Source organism: Gammaproteobacteria bacterium (genome assembly GCA_014075255.1).
Classification (GTDB): Bacteria; Pseudomonadota; Gammaproteobacteria; order UBA4575; family UBA4575; genus JABDMD01.
In genome coordinates, this window is the sequence record CP046178.1 from 2,443,393 (window position 1) to 2,467,608 (window position 24,216).

At 41.5% G+C, this 24,216-nt stretch carries 24 protein-coding genes and 1 other RNA gene; 19 read left to right on the plus strand and 6 right to left on the minus strand.

Annotation, left to right across the window (positions count from 1 at the left end; translation table 11 throughout):
• Nucleotides 1-170 precede the first annotated feature (170 nt).
• From petA to GKR92_12535, 6 genes are all read left to right on the plus strand, one after another.
• Nucleotides 171-767 (plus strand): ubiquinol-cytochrome c reductase iron-sulfur subunit, encoded by a 597-nt coding sequence (gene petA, locus GKR92_12510; GenBank protein QMU62476.1) that lies wholly within the window; start codon nucleotides 171-173, stop codon nucleotides 765-767.
• Nucleotides 764-2,167: a cytochrome b gene (locus GKR92_12515; protein ID QMU62477.1), complete on the plus strand. Its 1,404-nt coding sequence runs from the start codon at nucleotides 764-766 to the stop codon at nucleotides 2,165-2,167. The genes petA and GKR92_12515 overlap by 4 nt, the downstream gene beginning before the upstream one ends.
• A 38-nt stretch (nucleotides 2,168-2,205) precedes the next feature.
• Entirely contained in the window at nucleotides 2,206-2,925 is a 720-nt protein-coding gene (locus GKR92_12520; GenBank protein ID QMU62800.1) for a cytochrome c1, read from the plus strand.
• 43 nt (nucleotides 2,926-2,968) lie between these two features.
• Nucleotides 2,969-3,598 carry a stringent starvation protein A gene (locus GKR92_12525; GenBank protein QMU62478.1) on the plus strand — a complete coding sequence of 210 codons (630 nt, stop codon included), beginning with the start codon at nucleotides 2,969-2,971 and terminating at the stop codon, nucleotides 3,596-3,598.
• An 82-nt stretch (nucleotides 3,599-3,680) separates the two neighbouring features.
• A complete protein-coding gene (locus tag GKR92_12530) occupies nucleotides 3,681-4,067 on the plus strand; it encodes a ClpXP protease specificity-enhancing factor (GenBank protein QMU62479.1) in 387 nt (128 codons plus the stop codon).
• 48 nt (nucleotides 4,068-4,115) lie between these two features.
• Nucleotides 4,116-4,628, plus strand: coding sequence for an O-acetyl-ADP-ribose deacetylase (locus GKR92_12535; GenBank protein QMU62480.1), 513 nt, complete (start codon nucleotides 4,116-4,118; stop codon nucleotides 4,626-4,628).
• A gap of 4 nt (nucleotides 4,629-4,632) precedes the next feature.
• On the opposite strand, the gene GKR92_12540 is transcribed toward GKR92_12535, so the two are convergent.
• Entirely contained in the window at nucleotides 4,633-5,298 is a 666-nt protein-coding gene (locus GKR92_12540) for an adenylate kinase (GenBank protein QMU62481.1), read from the minus strand.
• A gap of 352 nt (nucleotides 5,299-5,650) precedes the next feature.
• On the opposite strand from GKR92_12540, the gene GKR92_12545 reads away from it, so the two are divergent.
• Entirely contained in the window at nucleotides 5,651-6,505 is an 855-nt protein-coding gene (locus GKR92_12545; protein ID QMU62482.1) for an MOSC domain-containing protein, read from the plus strand.
• 1 nt (nucleotide 6,506) lies between these two features.
• Here the strand turns inward: GKR92_12545 and GKR92_12550 are convergent, their stop codons facing one another.
• The 5 genes from GKR92_12550 to GKR92_12570 all read right to left on the minus strand — a co-directional run bounded on the left by GKR92_12550 (nucleotide 6,507) and on the right by GKR92_12570 (nucleotide 11,533).
• On the minus strand, nucleotides 6,507-6,980 hold the full coding sequence (locus tag GKR92_12550) for a hypothetical protein (protein QMU62483.1): 474 nt from the start codon (nucleotides 6,978-6,980) through the stop codon (nucleotides 6,507-6,509).
• A 247-nt stretch (nucleotides 6,981-7,227) separates the two neighbouring features.
• Nucleotides 7,228-8,604, minus strand: a complete 1,377-nt coding sequence (locus tag GKR92_12555) for an FAD-binding protein (GenBank protein QMU62484.1) — start codon at nucleotides 8,602-8,604, stop codon at nucleotides 7,228-7,230.
• 24 nt (nucleotides 8,605-8,628) lie between these two features.
• Nucleotides 8,629-9,216, minus strand: coding sequence for a phosphoheptose isomerase (locus GKR92_12560; GenBank protein QMU62485.1), 588 nt, complete (start codon nucleotides 9,214-9,216; stop codon nucleotides 8,629-8,631).
• Nucleotides 9,217-9,228: 12 nt separating this feature from the next.
• Nucleotides 9,229-9,576: a YraN family protein gene (locus GKR92_12565; protein ID QMU62486.1), complete on the minus strand. Its 348-nt coding sequence runs from the start codon at nucleotides 9,574-9,576 to the stop codon at nucleotides 9,229-9,231.
• A gap of 10 nt (nucleotides 9,577-9,586) precedes the next feature.
• The gene (locus GKR92_12570; GenBank protein QMU62487.1) at nucleotides 9,587-11,533 is read right to left on the minus strand and encodes an ABC transporter substrate-binding protein; all 1,947 of its coding nucleotides are present in this window, start codon (nucleotides 11,531-11,533) and stop codon (nucleotides 9,587-9,589) included.
• A gap of 25 nt (nucleotides 11,534-11,558) precedes the next feature.
• Between GKR92_12570 and rsmI the strand changes: the two genes are divergently transcribed.
• From rsmI to murG, 12 genes are all read left to right on the plus strand, one after another.
• Nucleotides 11,559-12,413 carry a 16S rRNA (cytidine(1402)-2'-O)-methyltransferase gene (gene rsmI, locus GKR92_12575; GenBank protein ID QMU62488.1) on the plus strand — a complete coding sequence of 285 codons (855 nt, stop codon included), beginning with the start codon at nucleotides 11,559-11,561 and terminating at the stop codon, nucleotides 12,411-12,413.
• A gap of 19 nt (nucleotides 12,414-12,432) precedes the next feature.
• Nucleotides 12,433-12,799, plus strand: an RNA gene (gene rnpB / locus GKR92_12580) — RNase P RNA component class A.
• Between the two features lie 306 nt (nucleotides 12,800-13,105).
• A complete protein-coding gene (mraZ, locus tag GKR92_12585) occupies nucleotides 13,106-13,558 on the plus strand; it encodes a division/cell wall cluster transcriptional repressor MraZ (GenBank protein QMU62489.1) in 453 nt (150 codons plus the stop codon).
• A gap of 2 nt (nucleotides 13,559-13,560) precedes the next feature.
• The gene (gene rsmH / locus GKR92_12590; GenBank protein QMU62490.1) at nucleotides 13,561-14,499 is read left to right on the plus strand and encodes a 16S rRNA (cytosine(1402)-N(4))-methyltransferase RsmH; all 939 of its coding nucleotides are present in this window, start codon (nucleotides 13,561-13,563) and stop codon (nucleotides 14,497-14,499) included.
• Complete coding sequence (ftsL, locus tag GKR92_12595) at nucleotides 14,493-14,765, plus strand: cell division protein FtsL (protein QMU62491.1); 273 nt, start codon at nucleotides 14,493-14,495, stop codon at nucleotides 14,763-14,765. The genes rsmH and ftsL overlap by 7 nt, the downstream gene beginning before the upstream one ends.
• Before the next feature lie 12 nt (nucleotides 14,766-14,777).
• Nucleotides 14,778-16,493 carry a penicillin-binding protein 2 gene (locus tag GKR92_12600; GenBank protein ID QMU62492.1) on the plus strand — a complete coding sequence of 572 codons (1,716 nt, stop codon included), beginning with the start codon at nucleotides 14,778-14,780 and terminating at the stop codon, nucleotides 16,491-16,493.
• A gap of 3 nt (nucleotides 16,494-16,496) precedes the next feature.
• Complete coding sequence (locus GKR92_12605) at nucleotides 16,497-18,014, plus strand: UDP-N-acetylmuramoyl-L-alanyl-D-glutamate--2,6-diaminopimelate ligase (protein ID QMU62493.1); 1,518 nt, start codon at nucleotides 16,497-16,499, stop codon at nucleotides 18,012-18,014.
• Complete coding sequence (gene murF / locus GKR92_12610; protein ID QMU62494.1) at nucleotides 18,011-19,438, plus strand: UDP-N-acetylmuramoyl-tripeptide--D-alanyl-D-alanine ligase; 1,428 nt, start codon at nucleotides 18,011-18,013, stop codon at nucleotides 19,436-19,438. Before GKR92_12605 ends, murF begins: the two co-directional genes overlap by 4 nt.
• On the plus strand, nucleotides 19,428-20,510 hold the full coding sequence (locus tag GKR92_12615; GenBank protein QMU62495.1) for a phospho-N-acetylmuramoyl-pentapeptide-transferase: 1,083 nt from the start codon (nucleotides 19,428-19,430) through the stop codon (nucleotides 20,508-20,510). The genes murF and GKR92_12615 overlap by 11 nt, the downstream gene beginning before the upstream one ends.
• 5 nt (nucleotides 20,511-20,515) lie before the next feature.
• Complete coding sequence (gene murD, locus GKR92_12620) at nucleotides 20,516-21,874, plus strand: UDP-N-acetylmuramoyl-L-alanine--D-glutamate ligase (protein QMU62496.1); 1,359 nt, start codon at nucleotides 20,516-20,518, stop codon at nucleotides 21,872-21,874.
• Complete coding sequence (gene ftsW, locus GKR92_12625; protein ID QMU62497.1) at nucleotides 21,871-23,040, plus strand: putative lipid II flippase FtsW; 1,170 nt, start codon at nucleotides 21,871-21,873, stop codon at nucleotides 23,038-23,040. The genes murD and ftsW overlap by 4 nt, the downstream gene beginning before the upstream one ends.
• Before the next feature lie 64 nt (nucleotides 23,041-23,104).
• On the plus strand, nucleotides 23,105-24,214 hold the full coding sequence (murG, locus tag GKR92_12630; protein ID QMU62801.1) for an undecaprenyldiphospho-muramoylpentapeptide beta-N-acetylglucosaminyltransferase: 1,110 nt from the start codon (nucleotides 23,105-23,107) through the stop codon (nucleotides 24,212-24,214).
• The last annotated feature ends 2 nt before the right edge of the window (nucleotides 24,215-24,216 follow it).

Consider the following 24,216-nt stretch of genomic DNA (forward strand, 5'->3'; position numbering starts at 1 on the left):
TAACTTCTACTTGACGAAATTCAGTTCTTGCGCCATCCTACGCGTCTTTCGTGTGCTGATGTTCTATGGTGAATTTTTGTACACAAACCATTTATTAAAATCGATATTTCATCATTCAAATTAAACTAAATCATTGCACTTCGTTGAGGCAAAGCGAGGAGAGTTAGTACATGGCAAAAGACAACATCGATACGGGTCGTCGTAAAGCACTCACCATTGGTACTGCAGTTGTTGGCGGTATTGGTACCGTTGCGGCCTTTGTGCCTTTCGTAGCAAGCATGAACCCAAGTGCAAGCGCACTGGCTGCAGGTGCTCCGGTTGAAGTGGATGTAAGCAAAATGGAACCGGGACAACAAATTCAAGAAGTCTGGCGTCGCAAACCGGTTTGGATTATTCGCCGCACTCCCGAAATGATTGGCACGTTAAGCAAGTTAACAGAAAAACTTCGTGATCCAAATTCAGAAGAAATATCTCAACAGCCTGCCTTTGCTCAAAACGAGATTCGGTCCATTAATGATGAATTCTTAGTGCTAATTGGCATATGCACACACTTAGGTTGCGCACCTGAATTCAAACCTATCCCTGGAGAAGTGGGTGCAACGTGGTTAGGTGGATTTTATTGTGCTTGTCACGGTTCGCGTTTCGATCTTGCCGGCCGTGTTTATAAAAATGTTCCTGCAAACAAAAATTTAGAAGTACCTCCTTATCATTTCATCAGTGAGAATAGAATTCTGATTGGTATGACTGAAGAAGAGGCCAAAGCATGAGCGATCAATCAACAGGTCTATTGGGTTGGATCGATGCACGTTTTCCACTCTCAAAAATGTGGAGAGAGCATTTATCTGAATACTACGCACCAAAAAACTTTAACTTTTGGTATTTCTTTGGTTCCTTAGCGCTTCTTGTTTTAGTTATACAGATTCTTACCGGCATCTTTTTAACCATGCACTACAAACCAGATGCGGCACTCGCCTTTGCATCGGTTGAGCACATCATGAGAGATGTGAATTGGGGCTGGTTAATTCGCTACATGCATTCAACGGGTGCCTCATTCTTTTTCATCGTCGTGTACTTGCATATGTTTCGTGGCTTGATGTACGGATCATTTAAAAATCCGCGCGAATTGATTTGGCTATTCGGGATGCTTATTTATGTGGCCTTAATGGCGGAAGCCTTTATGGGTTATTTATTACCATGGGGCAACATGTCTTACTGGGGTGCCCAAGTAATCATTAACTTGTTTAACACTATTCCATTTGTGGGTGAGTACATTTCAACGTGGATTCGTGGTGATTTCGTTATTTCTGATGCTACTTTGAATCGTTTCTTCTCGTTACATGTTATTGCTGTACCGCTTGCGCTGTTAGGTTTAATCGTTGGCCACATCTTAGCGTTACATGAAGTGGGTTCTAACAATCCAGATGGTGTTGAGATTAAAAAGACGAAAGGTGCAGACGGTATCCCTCTAGACGGCATTCCATTCCATCCTTACTACACGGTTAAAGATATTCTAGGTTCAGTTGTGTTCTTGGCAATTTTTGCATTCGTTATTTTCTTTATGCCGGAAATGAATGGCTATTTTCTAGAGCATGCCAACTTTGATCCTGCGAATGCATTAAACACTCCGGATCATATTGCACCTATTTGGTATTTCACACCGTTCTATACGGTGTTGCGTGCTATACCAAACCCATTTGGCGGATTTTTTATGATGGCAATGGCGATAGTTGTTTTGTTTGCTTTGCCTTGGATTGATCGCAACCCGATTAAATCGATTCGTTATAGAAGTGTCTTGTTTAAGATCAACCTCATTATTTTTGTAATTACATTCATCATATTGGGTTACTTGGGCCTTAAGCCGGTGACTGATCTATTTTCACAGTTGGCATTACGCTTTACTGAATTATACTTCTTGTTCTTCTTTGTGTTGTGGGCGTATAGCAAACCACGTTCAAGTGGGTTTTGGATTGGTAGCTTTATTGTACTTCTTGGCGGGATAATTTTTTATGACTTCGTAAGAAGTCGAGGAATAGAGGAAGCTTCGATTATTACTTTAATTTGGTCGACATTAATAATACCTGCTGCATATTTGTTCATTACTTTATTGTTATCCCAGTTCACAAATTGGGATACTGAAAAGCAAGTACCAGAGCGAGTAACCTCATGAAGATAGTAAACAAAGTTTTATTTTTATTGGTTTTACCTATGTTAGCGATGAATTCTGCATGGAGTGCAGGCGGCGGTTATAAATATGATGTGGGGAAAGTAAACATTGAGCTATCTAATAAAGCTTCATTGCAGCGTGGCGCAAAATATTTTGTTAATTACTGTTTAAGTTGTCATCCAGCACAACACAGTCGTTATAAGAGAGTTGCAGATGATTTGGGTATCAGCGAAGACCAAATGATTAATAATATGATCTTTACTGGCCAAAAGTTTGGTGAGTTAATGACGGTGGCGATGAAACGTGAAGATGCACAAACATGGTTTCTGGGTGTGGACCCACCCGATCTAAGTACACATGTACGTGCAATTGGGCCACAGGCGGTATATGAGTTTCTAAAAACATTTTATATAGACGACACACGACCATTTGGTGTGAATAATTTGTATTTACCTAATACAGCAATGCCACATGTATTCGCTAATCTACAGGGTATGCAGCGTGCTGAATTTCATATTGCTCCAGGTGGTAGTGGTGTTGAGCACAAAGAATTTGATAAGTTTGAAATAATACAGACTGGTTCAATGAGTGAGCAAGAATATGAACAAGTGGTAACAGATATTGTTAACTTCTTGGCATATCTTAGTGAGCCTGCTCAGTTGATACGCAAGAGCATCGGAGTAAAAGTGCTATTATTCTTAGCTTTCTTGGGAATACTCGCTTACTTCTTGAAAAGAAATTACTGGCAAGACATACATTAATTTTCTTATCGACCCATAACGAATAATATAAAAAGAGAAATACATGGCTTTAGTAGCAAACCGACGTTCGGGAATGACATTATTTTCAAACCCACATTGTGCGCAGAGCCATCGTACGCGCATTGTATTGGCGGAAAAAGATATTACCGTTGATGTAGTACATATCGACCCTAACAATAAGCCTGAAGACTTGCTTGATGTTAACCCGTATAACTCTGTCCCAACCTTAATTGATCGCGAGTTAGTGCTATATGATGCACGCGTAATTATGGAATATCTTGATGAGCGTTTTCCACATCCACCGCTCATGCCGGTAGATCCTGTATCTCGATCTAAATCACGTTTGGCCTTATACCATATTGAAAAAGATTGGTATGTGCCATTGAGTGAAATTAACTCTAGTAATCCGGATGTATCGAATGCAGCTAAGAAGTCTTTACAAGAAAGCATTCTGTCTACCGTAGAGGTTTTTAGCGCCAAACCGTATTTTCTTAGCGATGAATTCAGTTTGGTAGATTGCAGTATTGCGCCAATCTTGTGGAGGTTGCCGTATTTTGGAATTAAGTTGGGTGCTACCGCTAAACCGATTATGCAATATGCTGAGCGCGTATTTGATCGACCTTCCTTTAGAAGCAGTTTGTCTGAAGAAGAAGTTGAAATGTGGCCGGGTTAGTGGATACGTAAAGTAATTACTTCCTTCCACCCTTACAAGTTATACTGGTCAGTATAATTATCTGATTATTAGTTTCTCGCCTATGACTTCAAGTCGACCTTACTTGCTACGAGCGATGTACGAATGGATCGTAGACAATGGTATGACGCCCTATATCCTTGTTGATACAAAAAATGATCAAGTCATTATCCCGCGTCAATTCGAAGAAGACGGAAAAATTGTTCTAAATCTTGGTCCAACTGCCGTGCAGTCACTTGACCTTGGGATTGAAGCCGTAAATTTTGATGCTAGGTTTGATGGCACTTCAATGGATGTGATGGTGCCGATTGAGTTTATCCTAGCAATCTACACGCGTGAAAATGGGCAAGGCATGATGTTTGCCGACGAAGAATTGCCGCCTCCAGGTGATGATGATTCGCAAGATGATGTAAGCAAGCAAAAAGCGCCACACTTACGTGTAGTGAAATAGACTGCAGTTATTCGACTTAGATCTAGTTGTAAAGCAATTCCATAAAGAATGTTAAACGTTTTACAAGACGATATTACGACTTTAAAAATTGATGCCATCGTAAATGCAGCAAGTAATAGTTTGTTAGGCGGTGGGGGTGTAGATGGTGCGATTCATAAGGCTGCAGGACCAGAACTTCTCGAGTTTAATAAAACATTAAAGGGTTGTGAAACGGGAGCAGCCAAAATATCGCCTGGCTTTAAACTTCCTGCCAAGTGGATTATTCACACTGTAGGCCCAGTATGGCAGGGCGGAAATGTGAGCGAGCCTGAATTACTAGCGCAATGTTACCGACACAGTTTTGAGCTAGCGCTAAAGAAACAAATTAAAACTATTGCTGTTCCAGCAATCAGTACCGGGGTATATGGATATCCCAAGCAAGCTGCAGCAGTGATTGCCGTTCAGCAGTTAATAAATTATGAAAATAAGTTTGAGGAAGTTATTGCCTGTTGCTTTAGTGAGGTAGATGTAGAAATCTATGAGCGGCTGTTAGGTTCTGGAATACAGGCGGCAGCGGTATAAAATTTTAAGCCATACTTAATTTTAACGCTTCAAAAATCTGATCGCGGATTTCGGTTACTGTTCCAACCCCATTTACCTGAATGAATTTAGGCGCATGTTCATCGTTGCTATCTGACCATCTTGAGTAATACTCAATAAGCGGTTGAGTTTGTGTGTGATAAACATTTAAGCGTTTTCGCACTGTAGCTTCTTTATCATCTTCGCGTTGAACCAATGTGTCATCCGTTTCATCGTCATGGTTTTCATGTTTTGGTGGATTAAACACGATATGGTAGCTACGACCAGAAGCTGTGTGCACGCGCCGACCACTCATGCGTTTAATAATTTCATCATCATCTACATAGATTTCGATAACAAAATCAATATCTACACCATGTGCTTTTAGGTCTTCTGCTTGGGCAATGGTGCGTGGAAAGCCATCAAACAAATATCCATTTTTACAATCCTCTTTAGTAATTCGATCATTAACTAAGCCTAGAATGATCTCATCAGAAACTAAGCCGCCTGACTCCATTACTTGTTTCGCCTGCAGACCAAGAGGAACCTCTTCTGCAATAGCAGCACGTAACATATTGCCCGTAGAAATTTGCGGAGTGTTGAATTTTTCTTCAATGAAGTTTGCCTGAGTACCTTTTCCAGCACCTGGGCCACCAAGTAATATAATACGCATTATAGTGCTCCCTAATAATAAGCGTAATGTGGTGAAGTTATTAACGGCTTCATATAAATATTATTTAGAAATATCAGCAATTAATATGCCAACATCAAGTAGCGGTAATTAAAGTGGATTAAAAGGTAGGTTGTTTAGGTTAACAGTAAAATGTTTCTAAATTACACAAGCTGTGTCTCATAAAATCGCATGTTAACAAAAAAAATGCATAAGTTGGAAGTGTTTTTTTTAAAAAAGAATTGCTACGACCGCCATGGATAGGGAGGCAAGTTCTGCTAACTCAAAGTAAATGAAATTATATATACTTATTTTTTTCACTTGAGTAACGCCTACCAACTTAGGGGGAGGAAATATGGATATTAAGTCAAAAAAAATAATAGGGTCCATTCAGTCTATTTGGCAGTATCCCGTAAAGTCGATGCAGGGTGTGAAGTTGGATCAAGCCAATATCACTGCAGGAGGTGTAGTGGGTGATCGTGACTATGCTTTGCTGGATCAGTCCAACCATAAGGTAGCCAGTGCTAAATACCCAAAAAAATGGGGCAAGTTGCTTGAATTAAATGCAGCCTTTGTTAAACAACCCAGCCAAGATGATCAATTACCTGCTGTTCGAATTACTTCTTCAAATGGGCTTAATGCTTTAAGTACAGATGAGCATATTGATGAATTGCTATCCGAGTATGTGGGAAGACCGGTAACATTATCCTCATCACGACCTAATACTATAAGTTTAGAGCGCCTTGATCCACTAGAGCAAGATGAGACAATTTTAGACATCGGTGATCTCATGTTGAAAAACAAGTTTTCCGATTATGCAGATACCCACATATTAACGACTGCAACGCTTCAGCAACTTGCTGGCCTTGCGTCAGAGGTGCAATTTGATGAGCGTAGGTTTCGTCCTAATTTTGTAGTTGAGACGTCACTTGAAACGACAGGATTTGTTGAAAATGATTGGGTTGGCAAAACTGTTATGATTGGCGATAGTGTGCAGTTCAAAATTACTGACCCCACGCCTCGTTGCTCAATACCAAATTTACGCAATGGCCAGCTTTTAAAAGATCTGAAGGTATTAAAAACCATCGTTAACCACAACATGCTCGAAGTCCCTTTGCTGGAAAATAAAGTTTTACCTTGCGCAGGTGTTTATGGCTTTTTGGTTCAAGGTGGAAAGGTTTCTATCAATGACCCTGTTCGGGTTGAGTAATTTAGCACATATTTTTAAATGCAAGTAATAGCGCGCGAGATTCTATTGAAAAGTCAATGATTGCCTCTGACTTTATTTTTAAATCGAATAATTTATTGTAAATAATACCGGATCGTATACTTATTTCATTAGGATATGTTAATCGCATGTGCCAATCAGAGAATTGTCGTCTTGGTATGTTGCCACGTCTTATTACATCAATATTATGGTGTCGAAGATCTTGTTTTATAATTGAAAATATTTGAATTACATCTATTTCCGAGCCTTCTAGAAATTGCATAAACCTTCCGTTTCCGAAGGCTAAAATCCCCGTTATATCAAGTCGCCGATTATTTCGTTGAGATACATGTACGATATTCTCAATATCATGCTCCAAGAAAGCTTTCGTGGTTCTGCTTACATATACCAAGTGAAATAATTCAGTAGCATTTACTAGGGTTTTGATCACAATTCTGCCACCTTGCGTTGTATAAATACGATATTATATTGCTGCGGTCTATGGAAGCAGCAAACCATTAATTCGTCTCAAGCTTAGTATTGATGAATAAGAATTATAAATACGTAGGATCTAACATATTATTACCGCTATTGGTCGAACGCGGATATTAAAGGGATAATTAATTCAATCTGATGCTACATCCCTGCTGCATCTTATTTTCCTGCAGTCGCTCCCGACATCCTGTCTCCCGCGTACTTGTGCACCCTGAACATCGTCCATGTGCTCAATCAGGCAAGGTCTTTCCAGGGTTAAGTATATTGTTTGGATCAAACTGCTGTTTGATTTTTTGCATTAAGGCTAATGTTGTGGCATCTATTTCTTGGCTAACATAATCACGCTTTGCTATTCCTATACCATGTTCACCTGAAAGGGTACCGCCAAGCTTTAATACAAGTTCAAATACTTCATTCAGACAATTCTTAGCTGCTTTTTCTTGTTTGTTCGCATCGTACAAAAGATTTACGTGTAAGTTTCCGTTGCCAGCATGGCCAAAATTAAAAATGGCGATGTTATGTTTATTGCTTAGTTTTTCTAACTCTGACAATAAAGTAGGTAGCTGAGTAACGGGAACGACAACGTCTTCATTTATTTTATTCGGTGCAAAGCTGCGCAGTGCAGGGGAGAGTGCTTTGCGTGCGGCCCAAAGCGCTGCTTTTTGTTGCTCGTCTGCCGCATCTTGAATGTCTATGCAGCCAGCAATATTTGCAGCCTTCAAAATGGCTTGTGCACTGAATTGAATGTTTTTATTAAGCCCGTCCACTTCAATCATCAGCATGGCTTGTGCTTCTTTGTCTAATATAAGATTTGAATTTTTACGAATTAAATTTAATGAACCTGAATCAATGAATTCCAATGCATGGGGTAGTGCGCTTTGCGCCAGTATATTCACTACCGCTTCAATAGCAGTGCTGGAGTTTTTGTATAAAGCGCGAATAGTATTAATGCACTCAGGTCTGGGACTAAGCTTCAGTCGCGCTTCGGTAATGATGCCTAGTATTCCTTCGCTGCCAATAAGTAAACGAGTAAGGTCTAAGCCCACTACGCCTTTAGTGGTGGCGCTGCCGGTGTGGATGGTTTCGCCTGCGCCAGTAATTGCGGTGAGGCTCAGCGTATTTTCTCTGCAGGTGCCATATTTTACCGCACGTGGCCCCGCGGCATTGCAGGCAAGGTTGCCACCTATACTGCAATAATCAGCACTGCTTGGATCGGGTGGCCAAAATAAGTTTTGTTCTGCAGCTTGTTTTTGAACTTCTACATTTAATACACCTGGCTCAACGCGAATGTTTCTATTTTTATAATCAAATTCTAAAATTTGATTCATGTGTTCAGTGGATAGCACGACACCTGCTTGAATAGGCACGGCAGCGCCTGTAGTACCTGTGCCGCGGCCACGCGCAGTCAGTGGTAACTTGTGCTCATTGCAAATTTTAACAGCTTGTTGAATTTGTTCGTGTTGTTGTGGGAGTAGAACTAAATCAGGGCAGGTGTGTTGCTTGCTATTGTCATAGCCATAGGCCCAACATTCACCTTGATTAGTTAATACTGAATCTTTTCCGCAGGCGTCGATAAACTTGCTGAGAATGGAGGGGTCTAAAGCCACGTTTTAATCTATGTAAAATGAAACTTAACCAAGTAACTCATCGTCAATCAAATTACATAGGCAGTGCAAGACTAAAAGGTGCACTTCTTGAATGCGCGCAGTTGAATGACTAGGAACTCGAATTTCAATGTCCGTATCTTTTAAAACCGAAGCTAACTTGCCGCCGCCATTACCGGAAAGCGCTACCACAGTCATATTTTTCTGATGAGCTGCTTCAATTGCGGATAATATATTTACCGAATTGCCGCTGGTGGTAATTGCAATTAACACATCGTTGGCATTTCCAAGTGCGAGCACTTGTCTGGAAAATATATTTTCATAAGCATAATCATTGGCAATCGAAGTTAGGGTAGAGCTGTCAGTAGTTAGAGCCATGGCGGCTAAACCTTCTCGTTCACGTTCAAAGCGATTGAGTAATTCAGAAGAAAGGTGCTGCGAGTCTGCGGCTGAACCGCCATTGCCACAGGAGAGTATTTTGCCTTGCTGCTTAAAAGCTTGAAGCATTATTTCAGCCGCAGTAGCAACAGCTGCTTTCACTTCATTCAGGCTGGTCTGTTTAGTTTCAATGCTGGCTTGAAAGAGTTCTTCAATTCTAGATTCTTGTTTATTCATAATGTATAAATTTTAAAATGCGGGAAAAGCGTTACTTACCCAGTTTGGTTTTAATGATGCATCAAACCCTACCACATCAAAGCGCATGGGTAGGTCGGGTTGATGTGTAGAGACATAATGACCTGCTGCGGAAATGAGTTTTTCGATTTTGCGTTGATCTACACTGTCCAGGGCCGATCCATAGTCGTTTTTAGTTCTATAGCGGACTTCGACAAATACTAACGTTTCTTTGTCCTGCATGATTAAGTCAATTTCACCTGTGCGGCAGCGATAGTTCTTTTCAACTAATTTGAGCCCTTGTTTTTTTAGAAAGTGACAAGCTTCATCTTCTGCAATTTTTCCTTGTTGAGATGTTTTCACTAAAGAAAAATTACTGTGAGGAATGTAATTGTGCTGAAAAATCTGGTGTAAGGCTTGGCGTTACACCCAGTGACTCGGGGCGACCTTTCTTAAATTTTGCCCAGATGAGTTCGCGGTAGATTCGATTTTGCCGGTCAACGCTTAATTTGCCTGTGGTGCCTTGATAGCGGTCAAAATCATTGGCAGCTAGACGTTGTAAATGCGGAATGACTTGGTAAGCATCAATTCCTAACGCTGCAAAACGTGGCAGTCTGGAAGAGCTGCTTGAAGATTGAAGGTCTAGAGAATCACGCAACAATTCCATGGCTGGGTCGGCAGACAATAGCCAAGGTACATCACAGTAGGTTATGCCATTGATGTCTTTATCAGCTGAGATATTTTCGTTACCCGAAAAAACGTGCGAGGTTGCAAACACGGGTAGATCAGATGCAAAATGATAACTTAGTTGTGGGCGTATTAGTCTTGCTTGTTGTGGTGATGCAGCAATGAAAATAAAGTCTGCGTCTTGTCTGCGTCGCGGTTCAAATTCAAGATCTGCTTTGACAATTGATTGTACGGTGCGTCGGCGTTGTTCGCTTTGGTTTAGTTGAAGTAGACTTTTAATGGCAACAGAATAATCAGAGTTCTGTGGGAAATATCGTTCAGATTGAATTACAGAACCACCCAGTTCATGAAAACGATTAGTGAAGGATGATAGCAAGCGCGTACCCCATTCACCCTCTGGTACAAGTACTAAAGCTGCGCCTTTGTTTTCAAATGATGCGCGTTCCGCGACTTGTTTGGCTTCATCTTCTGGCAACAAACCAAACTGGTATAAATTTTGTGCGCCATTAAGTTCGCTATCGGTATAGTTTAATGACAAGGTGGGTACAGGTAATGAGCCTTGGCTACCCAAACTGCGTACTGCATCTTTTTGAAATGGGCCAATTATAAAGTCCGCGCCTTCGGATACAGCACGCTGGTAATAACTTAGTGCTGAAGTTGGATTATCACCTGTGTCATAGACAACGAGTTCTGGAGGAGGGTTGAAAGCTTCACCAAATTCCCTTGCGGTTGTGATTCCTGCGTAAACCGCTTCGGCCACTTTGCTGTAGCGACCCGTTAACGGTAACAATAGAGCGATTTTGTTAGGTGCGATATGGAACGAAGCATAGTCTTTTGTGATGGAGTCAACGATGTGGTTTGGAATTCTATGATTCGAGTATTTTGCACGCCACTGTTGTATTTCGCTATCTAACGATGGCTGATTTTCATGTGGGCGTTTCTGGATGGCAACAAGACTTAACCATGCGGTGAGTTCAGGACTATTTTTGCCGGCAGACCACGAGTTTAGTTCTTGATTATTTGTATTCAGCAGAGTCTGCCAAATTAATTCATTATTTTTCTTAAGTTGCCCTGGTTTTCGTAATAATTGATTTAAAGCGATACGTGTTTCGATCGATTGCTTCATCATGCCTGCGTTTTTTAATGCTTTGGCGCGGACTGCAAGTAAATGAGGGTTATATTTTTCAGATACGTTAATGAGCTTCTCAGGAGCAGTATCTAACGCAATTTGTGGCTGACCGTTTAGCAGTGCAAGTTCTGCTGAGGCCACGCGTTTTCGCACTAATAGATCTTTCGATAGCACGCTTTCATCAATTGCGCCTAAATATTGTTGGGCTTGTAGCTTGGTCCCAGGTTGCAATACGGCCTCTGCTGCTCTAATTTGTAATGCTTCTTTTTGTGGCGATGGCCGTGTTTCTGCCTCAGCCCAAAAAATAGCTGCAGCTTCTTGATAGTGCTCGGCTTTAAGAAGCTTTTCTGCGTGTCGTGTTTGAGAGCTGCTGCCAGAGTCAAAAACTTTACTGGTATCTAATGGGAAGTCTGCGCAACTCCATAGCATGCAAGTCGCTAACAGGCTGATGAATACAAGGGATAGTTTTTGGTTTAGTAGATGTTGAGTTTGGGGTGTTTGCATTTTAATTTTTCTGGATTATGTATAAATGAGTGATTATGGCACTTTGTATATCATTGCCACTCCTATTGGCAATCTTGCGGATATTACACTACGTGCTCTAGATATTATTAAGAATGTTAAGACTTTATATGCTGAAGATACCCGCGTTACTAAACATCTTTTAGAGCACTATGGTATCCAAGCTACATTGCAGTCGCTACATGATTTTAATGAATCTAAAAAAATATCCTCTGTAATTGAGCAGATACAAGCGGGTGCAGACCTTGGTCTGGTTTCTGATGCAGGCACACCCTTAATCAGTGATCCTGGCTATAAGCTCGTGTCTGCGGCTCAAGATGCTGGGATCTGTGTGCGCCCAATTCCTGGGGCAAGCGCGCTGACCGCGGCACTATCGATTGCTGGGATGCCAACAGATCGCTTTATATTTGAGGGATTTTTTCCTAAAAGTTCCACCGAACGAATAAAGCTATTGAATGACTTGCGTTATGAAGCGCGGACCATGGTTTTTTATGAATCCGCACAGCGTATTCAGGCAACGCTGCAAGATTGCTTAATTGTCATGGGGGGTGAGCGTAAGGCTGCATTATTACGTGAGTTAACGAAACATTATGAGCAGCATATTTGTGCCCAGTTGAATGAAATTCAGCAGCAGTTAGCAGAGCAAACAGAAAAAATACGTGGTGAAATTGTATTGATATTGCATGGCAATACTGCGCCTGATGATGCTGCTAGCGTTGAAAAGGCGGAAAAATTGTTGTTTGAGTTGCAGCAACATTTACCGCTAAAAGAAGCTGCTGCGATTGTGTCCAAACATACCGGTATACGTCGTAACCAGCTTTATGCATTAGGTTTAGGCAAATCTAAAAACAAGCCCAAATGAGTGTGCTATCTTCTTGGAAGGAGTCAGCTAAGCAGTCGCTGTTTCATTTATTCTATAAATGAGGCAGAGGAAAGTCCGGGCTCTATGGGCAAGGTGCCAGGTAACGCCTGGAGGATGTGAGTCCATGGAAAGTGCAACAGAAAGTAAACCGCCTAAATTATTTAATTTGGGTAAGGGTGAAAGGGTGCGGTAAGAGCGCACCGCGCAGCTGGTAACAGGTGTGGCAAGGCAAACCCCACCTAGAGCAAGGCCAAATAGGGGGGCGTGGAGCAATCCAACGCATGGTCCGTGCGGTCCCCGGGTAGGTTGCTCGAGGCTTGTGGTGACGCAAGTCCTAGATGAATGACTGTTCTCGACAGAACCCGGCTTATCGGCTGACTCCTTATTTATTGGCCACAAAATGGACCGTTGCAGGCCTTGTGTTCCTAATTATCTATATCTTTTGAGTGGCTGTGTATTTGTTCACTTAATCTAAATTATTATCATTCTCTGTTAAGCCCTCAAAACTAGGTAAGTTCTTGACTAAATACCCTGTATTTTTCAGGGTAGAAAACCTCTTAACTATCTGTCTTATAAGAATTTTTTGGGGTTTTTTCTATGTATTCACTTGCAATCTAACAGTCCTGTTTCTATAGTGTCAAAAAGTGGGAAAATGTGGGAAAACATGGAATAACTATCCGTGACCAATACTTATGTTTCAGGGAATAAACGATCTAAATTTGGATGCCAAAGGCCGCATGTCTTTGCCTGCACGCTATCGCGAGAGCATCCAAGAAAGTTGTGACGGTAGTTTGGTGATAACGGTAGATGTTGATCGCTGTCTTCTAATTTATCCCTTGCCAGAGTGGGAGGTTATACAGCAAAAACTCATGCAATTACCCAGTATTAATAAACAAGTAAGGCGTTTGCAAAGATTGTTGCTGGGTCATGCAACGGAATGTGATGTGGATGGCAATAATCGAATTTTACTACCACCTCCACTAAGAAACTTTGCTGATCTGAAAAAACACGCGGTGTTAATAGGCCAAGGGAATAAGTTTGAGCTGTGGGACCAAGATACATGGGAAAAAATGCGTGAACGTTGGCTAAAAGAAGAAAGTAAGTTGAGTGACATTACGGGTGCACTTGAAACACTCTCAATTTAAGAATGTGTAGTGATGCTTCAGATTTGCATCATCCGGTATTACTTGCAGAAGTTATAGAGGCTTTAAGTATTGATCCGAATGGAAAATATATTGATTGTACGTTTGGTAGAGGTGGGCATAGTCAAGAGATCTTAAAAAGCTTGGGTGGAAATGGAAGGCTATTGGCAATTGATCAAGATATAACAGCAATTGAGTACGGTAAATCAAAGTTTGTTGATGATTCACGATTAATTTTAGAGCAGAGAAATTTTTCTCAAATTGTGCAAGTGGCTAAGCAAAATAAATTCGAGAATCAGGTGAATGGAATTTTTTTTGATTTGGGAGTTTCGTCTCCTCAGTTAGATAACCCAGATAGAGGATTCAGTTTTATGCATGACGGGCCATTGGATATGCGCATGAATACCACGCAAGGGGTGAGCGCTGCGGAATGGCTAAAAAAAGTAACCGTGGTGGAGTTGGGAAATGTATTGAAAGAGTATGGACAAGAGCGCTATAGCAAAAGAATTGCAAATGCTGTGATTGAGAGGCGTATTCAGCAACCTATTACAACTACGAAGGAATTGGCTGATTTAGTGTTGAGTGTGGTAGGGAGGTCGCGTGAGAAAAAGCATCCCGCTACTCGTACTTTCCAAGCAGTTCGTATTTACATTAATCAAGAGCTCGAGTCCCTTTCTAAAGCATTGGATGAGTGTCTTAGTTTGCTTGCTAATTCAGGAAGACTATTGGTGATTACCTTCCATTCGCTTGAAGATCAAGTGGTGAAAAAATTATTACATAAGCATACGCATTCAAACCTTCCACGCAAGCTGCCGGTTGTAGAGCAGCACGAGGCTAAATTAAAGCGAGTTTGCAAGGCGATTAAACCTTCGGATGGAGAAGTGTCTGCAAACCCGAGGGCAAGAAGTGCGAAGTTGCATGTGCTGGAGTGGGCAACATGTTAGCTAAAGTATTGCTGGTAATTGTTTTGTTTATTGCAAATGTCGCAACTGGTGTGGGCGTAGTGTACTCGAAGCATTCAATGCGAAAGTCATTTATAGAATTACAGAGCATGCAAAATAATTTTGATGAGTTGCAAATTGAGTGGGGCCGTTTTCAATTAGAGCAAAGTGCTTGGGCTACGCATGGTCGAGTAGAGAAAATTGCTCGCGAAAAATTAAACATGGGTCTTGTGCATAAAGAAAGATTGGTTTTTCTTAAAACAGATTAAGTCATAAATAAAATGAAGAAAAATCCAATTTATTCAATGCGCAGAGCTTTTTTGCTGTCATTGTTTGTTATAGGTCTTGGCGGATTATTTGCGAGATCTGTTTATTTGCAATTATTCGAGCATGAGTTTTTAGAGGAGGAAGGTAAGGCGCGCCATCTGCGAGTAGTCGAAATACCTGCCCATCGCGGCATGATTTTAGATCGAAACGGGGAGTTACTCGCAGTTAGCACGCCTATCCATTCAGTGTGGGCAAATCCACTAGAAGCATTGCAAAGTCATAAAGCAATACGAAATGTTGCGTTGATTTTAAATATGAACGCGGATCATTTGATCAAAAAATTGCAAAGCAAAAAAAACCGTCAGTTTTTTTATGTAAAGCGGCATATTGCTCCTGAGCAAGCAGAAAAATTAAAGCAGTTAGGTAGTCAAGGAATTCATTTAAAACGTGAATATCGAAGATATTACCCAACTGCAGAAGTTACCTCGCACGTTTTGGGTTTTACGGGAATCGATGATAATGGTTTGGAAGGAATAGAGCTTGCATATGAGGAATGGTTGCGTGGCCAGCCAGGTTCTAAAAAAGTTATTAAGGACTCCTATAGGCGAATTGTTGAAGATGTTGAAGCGTTAAGTATTCCAGAGCCAGGTAAGGACATGGTGCTTAGTGTTGATAAAAGAATTCAATATATCGCCTATCGAGAATTAAAAGCAAAGCTTTCAAAGCATCGTGCTAAATCTGCATCGGCTGTTTTGTTGGATGCAAAAACGGGTGAAGTTTTGGCGATGGCGAATGCGCCTTCTTTTAATCCAAATAATCGAGAAGGCTATGGTCGTAGTACATATCGCAATCGTGCAGTGACAGATGTGTATGAGCCAGGATCAACCATTAAGCCGTTTACTATTGCTTCTGCCTTGGAGTCACAACGCTATTCTCAAAATACCATCATAAATACTGCGCCAGGTACTTATCAGATCGGTGAGTTCACCATTCGTGATCATAGAAATTATGGTTCGCTTACAGTGAGTGAAATCATCCTTAAATCTAGCAATGTAGGCGCTACAAAAATTGCACAAACTATTCCAGCACAAGAGTTGTGGTCTACGTTTAGCTCAATTGGTATAGGTCACTCGACTGAATCAGGATTCCCTGGCGAGGTTTCCGGTTATTTAAAAAGCTTTCATGATTGGCATAAGGTTGAGCATGCGACGCTCTCATATGGTTACGGTATGTCGATGACAAGTTTGCAGTTGGCTCGTGCGTATATGGTGTTGGCATCTGGAGGCAAGCTTTTGCCAGTCTCCATGTTGCGTAGATCAGTTGAGGATGTAAAAAAGCAGCAAATACCAGCCATATTTTCGCCACAAACAGTTGATAAAGTGGTCACTATGTTAACTGCAGTGGTTTCTGAGCAAGGAACTGGTTCGCGTGCTGCGATTCCGGGCTATAGCGTAGCGGGTAAGACTGGCACGGTGCATAAATCTTCAAAAGGTGGTTATGAAGAAGATAAATATATTTCTGTGTTTGCAGGAATGGCGCCGGCGAGTGATCCGAGGTTGGTGTTGGTGGTGATGGTGAATCAACCTAGCAGCGGAGCATATTTTGGTGGTGAAGTTGCTGCGCCTATATTTTCTAAAATTATGGGCGGGGCGCTACGGATATTAAATATCTCGCCAGATAAAGTGCCTTTGCAAGCTCATGTTGAACCAGCAAAAGATCATGCGGGTTAATTTATGCAAAGCAATGCGCCGAATTCATGGCCTTTGGATAAATTGTTAAAAGGCTGGACGACTACGTTGCAAACTAATCATTCAGAAACTTTAATAAACGGCTTAAGTTTAGACAGTCGCTCTACAAGTAAGGGCGATTTATTTATTGCTTTGCAAGGTCTGCAACAGCATGGTCTTGAATACAGTCAGCAAGCTATTGCTCGTGGTGCTGTGGCATTGGCTTGGGAGTCTAGTCGGCAAGTAACTGTAGACGAATTGCACAGCACAATTCCATGTTTAGAAATTGATAAATTACAAGATAAGCTCGGATTGATTTGTCAGCGTTTTTACCATAATCCATCTTCGCAAATGAATGTCATTGCGGTAACGGGTACGGACGGGAAAACTTCTGTAAGCCATTTTATTGCGCAAGCCTTAAAGCAATTAGATCTTTCTTGCGGGGTGATAGGTACTTTAGGCTATGGTGTATATCCAAATCTTGATAATGCAAGCCACACCACGCCTGACGCTGTGCGCATGCATGGCTTATTGCGTAACTTGCATGTGAATGATGTAAACAATGCGGTGCTGGAAGCCTCGTCTCATGGTTTAAGTCAAGGTAGATTAAATGGGGTTGATGTTGATACGGCCGTGTTTACCAATTTCGGTCGTGATCATATGGATTATCACAAAACCATGGATGATTACTTCAACTCAAAACGATTGTTATTTCAAAATCCAAATCTAAAAAATGCAGTCATTAACATCGATGATAAAGCAGGCATGCGTTTGGCTAAAGAATTCTCCGGTCAGTTGGAGGTGATTGCGTATTCGATTAAAGGAAATCCAATTAATACGTATCCATATATCAGCGCAATCAATATTAAATATGTTGCTGGCGGAGTAAGTTTTGAAATTGATTCAAGTTGGGGTAATGCTGTTGTAATTACAGATTTAATTGGCAAATTTAATATTAGCAATTTGCTTGCAGTACTAGGTGTTTTGATAGCAAGTGGTGTTGAGTTTAAGAGCGCGGTAAAAGTAATTTCTAAGATTCAAACCGTTCCTGGCCGAATGGAGTTTATTGTCCGCAACGGAAGTATGCCTGTAGTGGTTATTGATTATGCACATACACCGCAAGCTCTTATTAATGTATTAAAAGTGCTCAGGGAGCATTGCGCGGGTAAGTTGTGGTGTGTATTTGGTTGTGGAGGAAACCGCGATCAAGGAAAGCGCAGGTTGATGGCGCAAGCCGTAGAGCAGTATGCAGACATTGCAGTGATTACCGATGATAATCCGCGATTTGAAGATCCGGAGGAAATTACCAATGAAATACAGTCAGGGTTTTCGTCATCTTCACATTACACCTTAATTCATGATCGTTGTGGAGCCATTGAGTATGCGATTCAAAATGCGCATGACGAAGATGTAGTGTTAATTGCGGGTAAGGGTCATGAGGTTGTACAAATTATTAAGCATGATTATTTGCCATTTGATGATAAAAAGATTGCCAACGCAATTTTAGAAAAAATTTCCAGATGATACTGTCTTTAGCAGAAATTGCCGCCATTACTGATGGTCAAATACATGGTGATTTGCAAGGCAGTGATGCCTTAATAAATGGTTTGTCCACTGATACACGCAGCATGTTAGCAGGTGCTTTGTTTGTTGCTCTGGTCGGAGACTCATTTGACCCGCATGAAAAAATTGAATCGGGTGATGCTAGTCAGGCGGCTGCAGCGTTAGTGCAGCGAAAAGTAAATGCGGCTATGCCGCAAGTTGTGGTTAAGGATACTTATAAAGCTTTGCAGCAATTAGCAGCTGCATGGCGCAAGCGATTTAGTTTACCTGTTATTGGAGTTACGGGCTCAAATGGCAAAACTTCGGTTAAAGAATTAATTAAACAGATTCTACGTGCTCATCTTGCATCATCTGGGGGCGAGGTTTTAGCTACGGTTGGAAATTTAAATAATCATATTGGTGTGCCTATAACACTTTGTGATTTAAATGAGAGCCATCGATTCGCTGTTATAGAAATGGGCGCTAATCACGCTGGAGAAATTGCTGAATTGGCGAAGTTAGCTGAGCCCAATATTGGCGTGATCACGAATATTGGACCTGCACATCTAGAAGGCTTTGGTTCTATCGAGGGTGTGGCACGTGCAAAAGCCGAGATGTATCAAAACTTAAGCGCTAATGGTGTCGCAGTGGTTAATGCGGATGAGCACTATAGGGGAGAGTTGGAAAAAGAGATAGGCGAGCGCATGCAAATTAGTTTTGGTGTTGAAAAACCTGCCGATGTTAGTGGTAAACAAATTGCAAGCGATCAGCTTGAGATTATTACTCCGATGGGAGAAGTTCGTGTTAAACCGCAAGTGTTAGGTATGCATGCTTTGCTAAATACTTTGGCAGCAACAGCTGTTGGGTTGGCGCTAGGTCTGGATCTTGAAGACATTAAAACGGGTATCGAAAGAACTCAGGCTGTGCCGGGTCGTTTAGTGAGAGTGGAAGGGCTTGCTGGTGCAACTGTATTAGATGATAGCTACAACGCTAATCCTGCCTCCTTAGCTGCGGCATTAGATGTTCAAGCGCAAGAACCAGGCGAACACTGGTTGGTATTGGGAGACATGGGTGAGTTGGGCGATGAGAGTGTTTTTATGCATAAGAAGACAGCCGATATTGCTAAACAGTTTGGGGTCACAAGGTTATTTGCTTATGGGGAATTGACTAAACATTGTGTTAAGGAGTTTGGGTCGGGTGCAATACATTTCAGTAGCCATAAAAAGCTTATAGAGGTATTACAAAACGAATTGTCTTCGGAGGTATGTGTATTGGTGAAAGGTTCTCGTGCAATGCAACTTGAAAAAATTGTAGCGGGTATTCGCACTAATAAAACCATTGCAAACAAAAAAATGAATGGTAAGACTAACGGTCAAAATATGGAGCATAACGAACATGTTGCTTAGTGTTTTTGAGTTCTTGGAGCAATACCATTCTGGTTTTAATGTGTTTCAGTATTTGACTTTACGTTCGATTCTGGGGGCGCTAACTGCGCTGACTATTTGTTTTATCACTGGCCCCATTATGATTCGAAAACTGACTAGCTATAGTGTGAATCAGAATGTAAGAAGTGATGGGCCGGCAACACATTTAGCAAAAGCGGGTACACCGACTATGGGAGGTGCATTTTTATTAGTATCAATATTAGTGAGCGCGCTTTTGTGGAGTGACTTATCTAACCGTTATGTTTGGTTTGTTTTAGTAACTACATTTTTGTTTGGTCTAGTTGGTGCAGTAGACGATGTAAAGAAGCTATTAAGTCGATCAAGTAAGGGTCTCTCGGCTAAGGGTAAATATTTTTGGCAATCAGTAATCGGATTGGGGGTTGCTTTAGCTATTTTTTACACAACCAGCCTGCCCGAAGAAACAAATTTATATGTGCCGTTTTTTAAAAATATTGTCATTCCTTTAGGTGCTTGGTTTGTGCTGCTTACTTATTTAGTAATTGTTGGTTCAAGTAATGCAGTTAATTTTACTGATGGATTGGATGGGCTTGCCATTATGCCAGTGGTAATGGTGGTGGGTGCCTTAGGTGTATTTGCATATCTCAGTGGCAACATAAATTTTTCTAATTATTTGTCAATTCCACATTTGCCTTTAACAGGCGAATTAGTTGTTTTCTGTGGGGCTACAGTTGGCGCCGGTCTTGGGTTTCTTTGGTTTAATGCTTATCCCGCACAAGTATTTATGGGCGATGTGGGCGCGCTCGCGCTTGGGGCTGCAATGGGTATTTTAGCAGTGCTGGTTAAGCAAGAAATCGTATTAGTCATTATGGGTGGAGTATTTGTACTTGAGACCGTGTCAGTAATGATGCAGGTCATCTCTTTTAAACTTACGGGTAAGCGAATATTTCAGATGGCGCCATTGCACCACCATTTTGAACTTAAGGGGTGGCCAGAACCCAGAGTTATAGTTCGCTTTTGGATTATCACCTTTATTTTAGTGTTAATCGGCTTAGCAACCTTGAAGCTTAGATAAAAGGAATGGGTTTAGCGTTGCAAAAACAAGATGCTAGCAATTTTCGAGATACGGTTGTGATTGGTCTTGGTGAGACAGGTTTATCTGTGGCTCAATATTTAAGTAAACATGATATTGCTTTTTCGATGTTTGATACCCGATCTAATCCGCCACAACTCGCGGCGTTCAAGCGACGTTTTCCAAGTGCAGAAATTTATTTAGGTGAACTTGTGGCAGATGCGTTCGCACATACGGCACAAGTTATTATAAGCCCAGGTGTCGATATTAATCAGGATGCTCTTCGAGAAGCGGTTGAGGCTAACGAATGCGAGTGTATAGGTGACATAGAGTTATTTGCGCGCAGCACTACAACACCAGTAGTGGCCATCACAGGATCAAATGGTAAAAGTACCGTGACCAGTTTACTTGCTGAAATGGCGAGGTTAGCGAGTGTGAATGCCTATGCAGGAGGTAATTTGGGTCCGCCTGCATTAGATCTGCTCGATCATAATGATGCGGAGCTGTTTGTTTTGGAATTATCGAGTTTCCAACTTGAATCTACTCAGTCATTGCAACCTGAAGTGAGTGTAGTGTTAAACATCTCGCCTGATCACCTAGATCGCCATGGAGATGTGAATAATTATGCGCACATTAAAGAGCATGTTTATTCTAATGCAAAAATTAGTGTCATTAATCGCGATGATGAATACGTATCTCACATGCAAACTACTGGAAAAGTTATTTCTTTTGGTTTAGGTGATCCATTGGAAGGACAGTTTGGAATCACTAAAGAAAACCAGTGTTCGTATTTGTCGTTAGGCGCAGAACAATTGGTGCCAGTAAGTGTGCTTGCTTTGCAGGGCGAATCAGGAGTTTTAAATTCTCTTGCTGCCTTGGCTGTTGGTCATGCGTTGCAGTTGCCAATGCAAGCTATGTTAGAAAAGCTTAAAAACTTTAAAGGTTTGCCGCATCGTTTAGCGTTAGTGGCCGAACAAGATGGCGTGTCTTGGTTTAATGATTCAAAAGGTACCAATATCGGCGCTACGATTAGTTCATTACGCAGCTTGCAAAAGAATATTGTCTTAATTGCTGGTGGGGTATTTAAAGGCGGTGATTTAGCACAGCTAAAAGAGGCGATTGCTAAGCATGTTAAGCATGTAATTTTGTTAGGGCAAGATGCAAATGTATTGCAACTGGGAATCGAAGGTGTCTCGACTATAGATATTGCTAATTCAATGAATGAGGCGGTAGAGATTGCGCAAAAAGAATCGATTGCAGGTGATCAGGTTCTATTGTCTCCTGCTTGTGCAAGTTTTGATATGTATAAAAATTATATCGAACGCGGCAGTCATTTTGAAAATTGCGTGAAGGATCTTTTGTTATGAGCGCGGTTAAGCAAACAGCACGCAAAAAAGCAGCTAGCTTTGATATTGAGCTGGCTCAGTATTGCGATGCTAAGCTCATGTTTGCGGTTGTGATGTTGCTTGGTATAGGTTTGGTGATGGTCGCGTCATCTTCGATAGAAATTGCAGATCGTGCTACAGGAGATCCGCTTTATTATTTTAAGCGTCAATTTATTTTTGCCTTGATGGGTATATCTGCTGGTTTCGCATTGACTAAAATTCGCCTTACACACTGGGAAAATTCTGGTATGGCGATATTGTTATTTATGGTGGTGTTGCTGTTATTGGTATTAATTCCGGGTTTGGGAAGAACGGTTAACGGAAGTACTCGTTGGCTAGCCATTGGTCCTTTTGGTTTACAAGTGTCTGAAGTCGTAAAGCTCATGTTGATTGTCTATCTTGCTGGTTATGTGGTTAGGCAAGGTAAACAAATTCGTGAGTCATTTATTGGTTTTGTGAAACCCATGCTCGTGTTGGTTGTGTTGTTTACGCTTTTATTATTAGAACCAGATTTTGGTGCAGCCATGGTGCTGCTAATTACTGCTTTGGGAATGCTGTATTTGGCAGGCGTAAAATTTTGGAAATTTGGGATTTTGTTGATGGCCTCGGCAATCTCGATGAGTTTTGTTGCTATTTCATCTCCTTATCGAGTTGAGCGCTTTACTGCGTTTCTAAATCCATGGTCTGATCCATTTGGTTCGGGGTTTCAGCTAACTCAATCATTGATAGCAATAGGTAGTGGCGCATGGTCGGGTTTAGGTCTTGGCGCTAGCGTACAGAAATTATTTTATTTACCTGAAGCTCATACTGACTTTGTGTTTGCAGTGATAGCAGAGGAATTGGGTTTGCTAGGCGTGTCTGTAGTACTAGCGCTATTTATACTACTAATTTATCGATGTTTTGCGATTGGCAAAATGGTTGAAAAGCGGGGCATGAAATTTGGTGCACAAATTGCTTATGGCATCGGAATTTGGTTGGGTCTGCAAGCATTTATTAATATTGGAGTGAATACGGGTGTATTGCCTACTAAAGGACTTACTCTGCCTTTTGTTAGTGCGGGTGGAAGCAGTCTGTTAGTGGTGTGTATGGCTATTGGTTTGCTCACGCGTGTTTATACGGAGGGTCATGCCAAGTCATCTTATAGATGACTGCTTACGGGATGACTCGCACAGAAATATGACGACTCAACAACCACTTCAACGTTCACCTGTAATGATATTAGCGGGCGGTACCGGTGGTCATGTATTTCCTGCGCTTGCGGTAGCTAAACAAATAGAGCAGCAATCAGTGCCCATTGTTTGGGTGGGTACTAAGCGCGGTATTGAAGCTAAAGTGGTTCCCAATGCGGGTTATAAAATTGAATGGATTGCGGTGAATGGATTACGCGGGAAAAATTTTGCTACATATGTATTTGCGCCATTCAAATTAGTATTGGCCAGTTTGCAAGTAACCTGGCTTTTGATTAAGCATCGTCCTTGTGCGGTGCTTGGTATGGGTGGCTTCGTAGCGGGTCCTGGTGGCTTAATCGCAGCATTGATGCGTAAACCACTTATTATCCACGAACAAAATGCAATTGCAGGTTTAACAAATAGACTGCTAGCACCATTTGCAAAACGAATTCTTACTGGTTTTCCCAGCACTTTCGTGCGCAAAAATGTCGAGGTATTAGGTAACCCAGTAAGAGCTGAAATTTCTCAACTACAACGTCAGTATCAAATAGCAGAGCCGGCTGATCGACCTCTACGAGTACTAGTGTTTGGTGGAAGCTTAGGTGCACAGGCATTAAATGAAACGGTACCGATTGCGATGGCGAAGGTAATGGCAGAGTTTTCTGCTGAATTACATCCTGAAATTTGGCATCAAACAGGTGAACACAAGTATAAAACTACGCTTGAACATTACGAATCGCAGGGAGTGAAATGTCGCGTAGATGCATTTATTGAAAATATGCAAGAAGCCTATGCTTGGGCAGATTTAGTGATCTGTCGAGCTGGTGCGATAACCGTGGCTGAATTAGCGGTAGCTGGAGTGGGTGCCATTTTTATACCTTATCCCTATGCGGTTGATGACCATCAAACTGCTAACGCTGGGGCGTTGGTGAACGCTGGCGCTGCATTGATGATTGCAGAAAAACATCTTAATGCTGACAGTCTTGCAAAAGTGTTGCATGAATTGCTAAACAATCGCACTAAATTAAGATCTTTTGCAAAAGCGGCTGGGGCTTTTGCAAAACCACAAGCTGCTAGAGATGTTGCAAAAGTGTGTATTCAGGCTTGTTTAGGTAAAGATGGTGAGAATATCAGCATGGTTAAAGACTTTTAGCT

Excerpts from the sequence above, each read along its gene's own strand:
- petA (QMU62476.1), top strand. The coding sequence starts at position 171 with ATGGCAAAAGACAACATCGATACGGGTCGTCGTAAAGCACTCACCATT.
- GKR92_12515 (QMU62477.1), top strand. The coding sequence starts at position 764 with ATGAGCGATCAATCAACAGGTCTATTGGGTTGGATCGATGCACGTTTT.
- GKR92_12520 (QMU62800.1), top strand. The coding sequence starts at position 2,206 with ATGTTAGCGATGAATTCTGCATGGAGTGCAGGCGGCGGTTATAAATAT.
- GKR92_12525 (QMU62478.1), top strand. The coding sequence starts at position 2,969 with ATGGCTTTAGTAGCAAACCGACGTTCGGGAATGACATTATTTTCAAAC.
- GKR92_12530 (QMU62479.1), top strand. The coding sequence starts at position 3,681 with ATGACTTCAAGTCGACCTTACTTGCTACGAGCGATGTACGAATGGATC.
- GKR92_12535 (QMU62480.1), top strand. The coding sequence starts at position 4,116 with ATGTTAAACGTTTTACAAGACGATATTACGACTTTAAAAATTGATGCC.
- GKR92_12540 (QMU62481.1), bottom strand. The coding sequence starts at position 5,298 with ATGCGTATTATATTACTTGGTGGCCCAGGTGCTGGAAAAGGTACTCAG.
- GKR92_12545 (QMU62482.1), top strand. The coding sequence starts at position 5,651 with ATGGATATTAAGTCAAAAAAAATAATAGGGTCCATTCAGTCTATTTGG.
- GKR92_12560 (QMU62485.1), bottom strand. The coding sequence starts at position 9,216 with ATGAATAAACAAGAATCTAGAATTGAAGAACTCTTTCAAGCCAGCATT.
- GKR92_12570 (QMU62487.1), bottom strand. The coding sequence starts at position 11,533 with ATGCAAACACCCCAAACTCAACATCTACTAAACCAAAAACTATCCCTT.
- rsmI (QMU62488.1), top strand. The coding sequence starts at position 11,559 with ATGAGTGATTATGGCACTTTGTATATCATTGCCACTCCTATTGGCAAT.
- mraZ (QMU62489.1), top strand. The coding sequence starts at position 13,106 with ATGTTTCAGGGAATAAACGATCTAAATTTGGATGCCAAAGGCCGCATG.
- rsmH (QMU62490.1), top strand. The coding sequence starts at position 13,561 with ATGTGTAGTGATGCTTCAGATTTGCATCATCCGGTATTACTTGCAGAA.
- ftsL (QMU62491.1), top strand. The coding sequence starts at position 14,493 with ATGTTAGCTAAAGTATTGCTGGTAATTGTTTTGTTTATTGCAAATGTC.
- GKR92_12600 (QMU62492.1), top strand. The coding sequence starts at position 14,778 with ATGAAGAAAAATCCAATTTATTCAATGCGCAGAGCTTTTTTGCTGTCA.
- GKR92_12605 (QMU62493.1), top strand. The coding sequence starts at position 16,497 with ATGCAAAGCAATGCGCCGAATTCATGGCCTTTGGATAAATTGTTAAAA.
- murF (QMU62494.1), top strand. The coding sequence starts at position 18,011 with ATGATACTGTCTTTAGCAGAAATTGCCGCCATTACTGATGGTCAAATA.
- GKR92_12615 (QMU62495.1), top strand. The coding sequence starts at position 19,428 with ATGTTGCTTAGTGTTTTTGAGTTCTTGGAGCAATACCATTCTGGTTTT.
- murD (QMU62496.1), top strand. The coding sequence starts at position 20,516 with ATGGGTTTAGCGTTGCAAAAACAAGATGCTAGCAATTTTCGAGATACG.
- ftsW (QMU62497.1), top strand. The coding sequence starts at position 21,871 with ATGAGCGCGGTTAAGCAAACAGCACGCAAAAAAGCAGCTAGCTTTGAT.
- murG (QMU62801.1), top strand. The coding sequence starts at position 23,105 with ATGATATTAGCGGGCGGTACCGGTGGTCATGTATTTCCTGCGCTTGCG.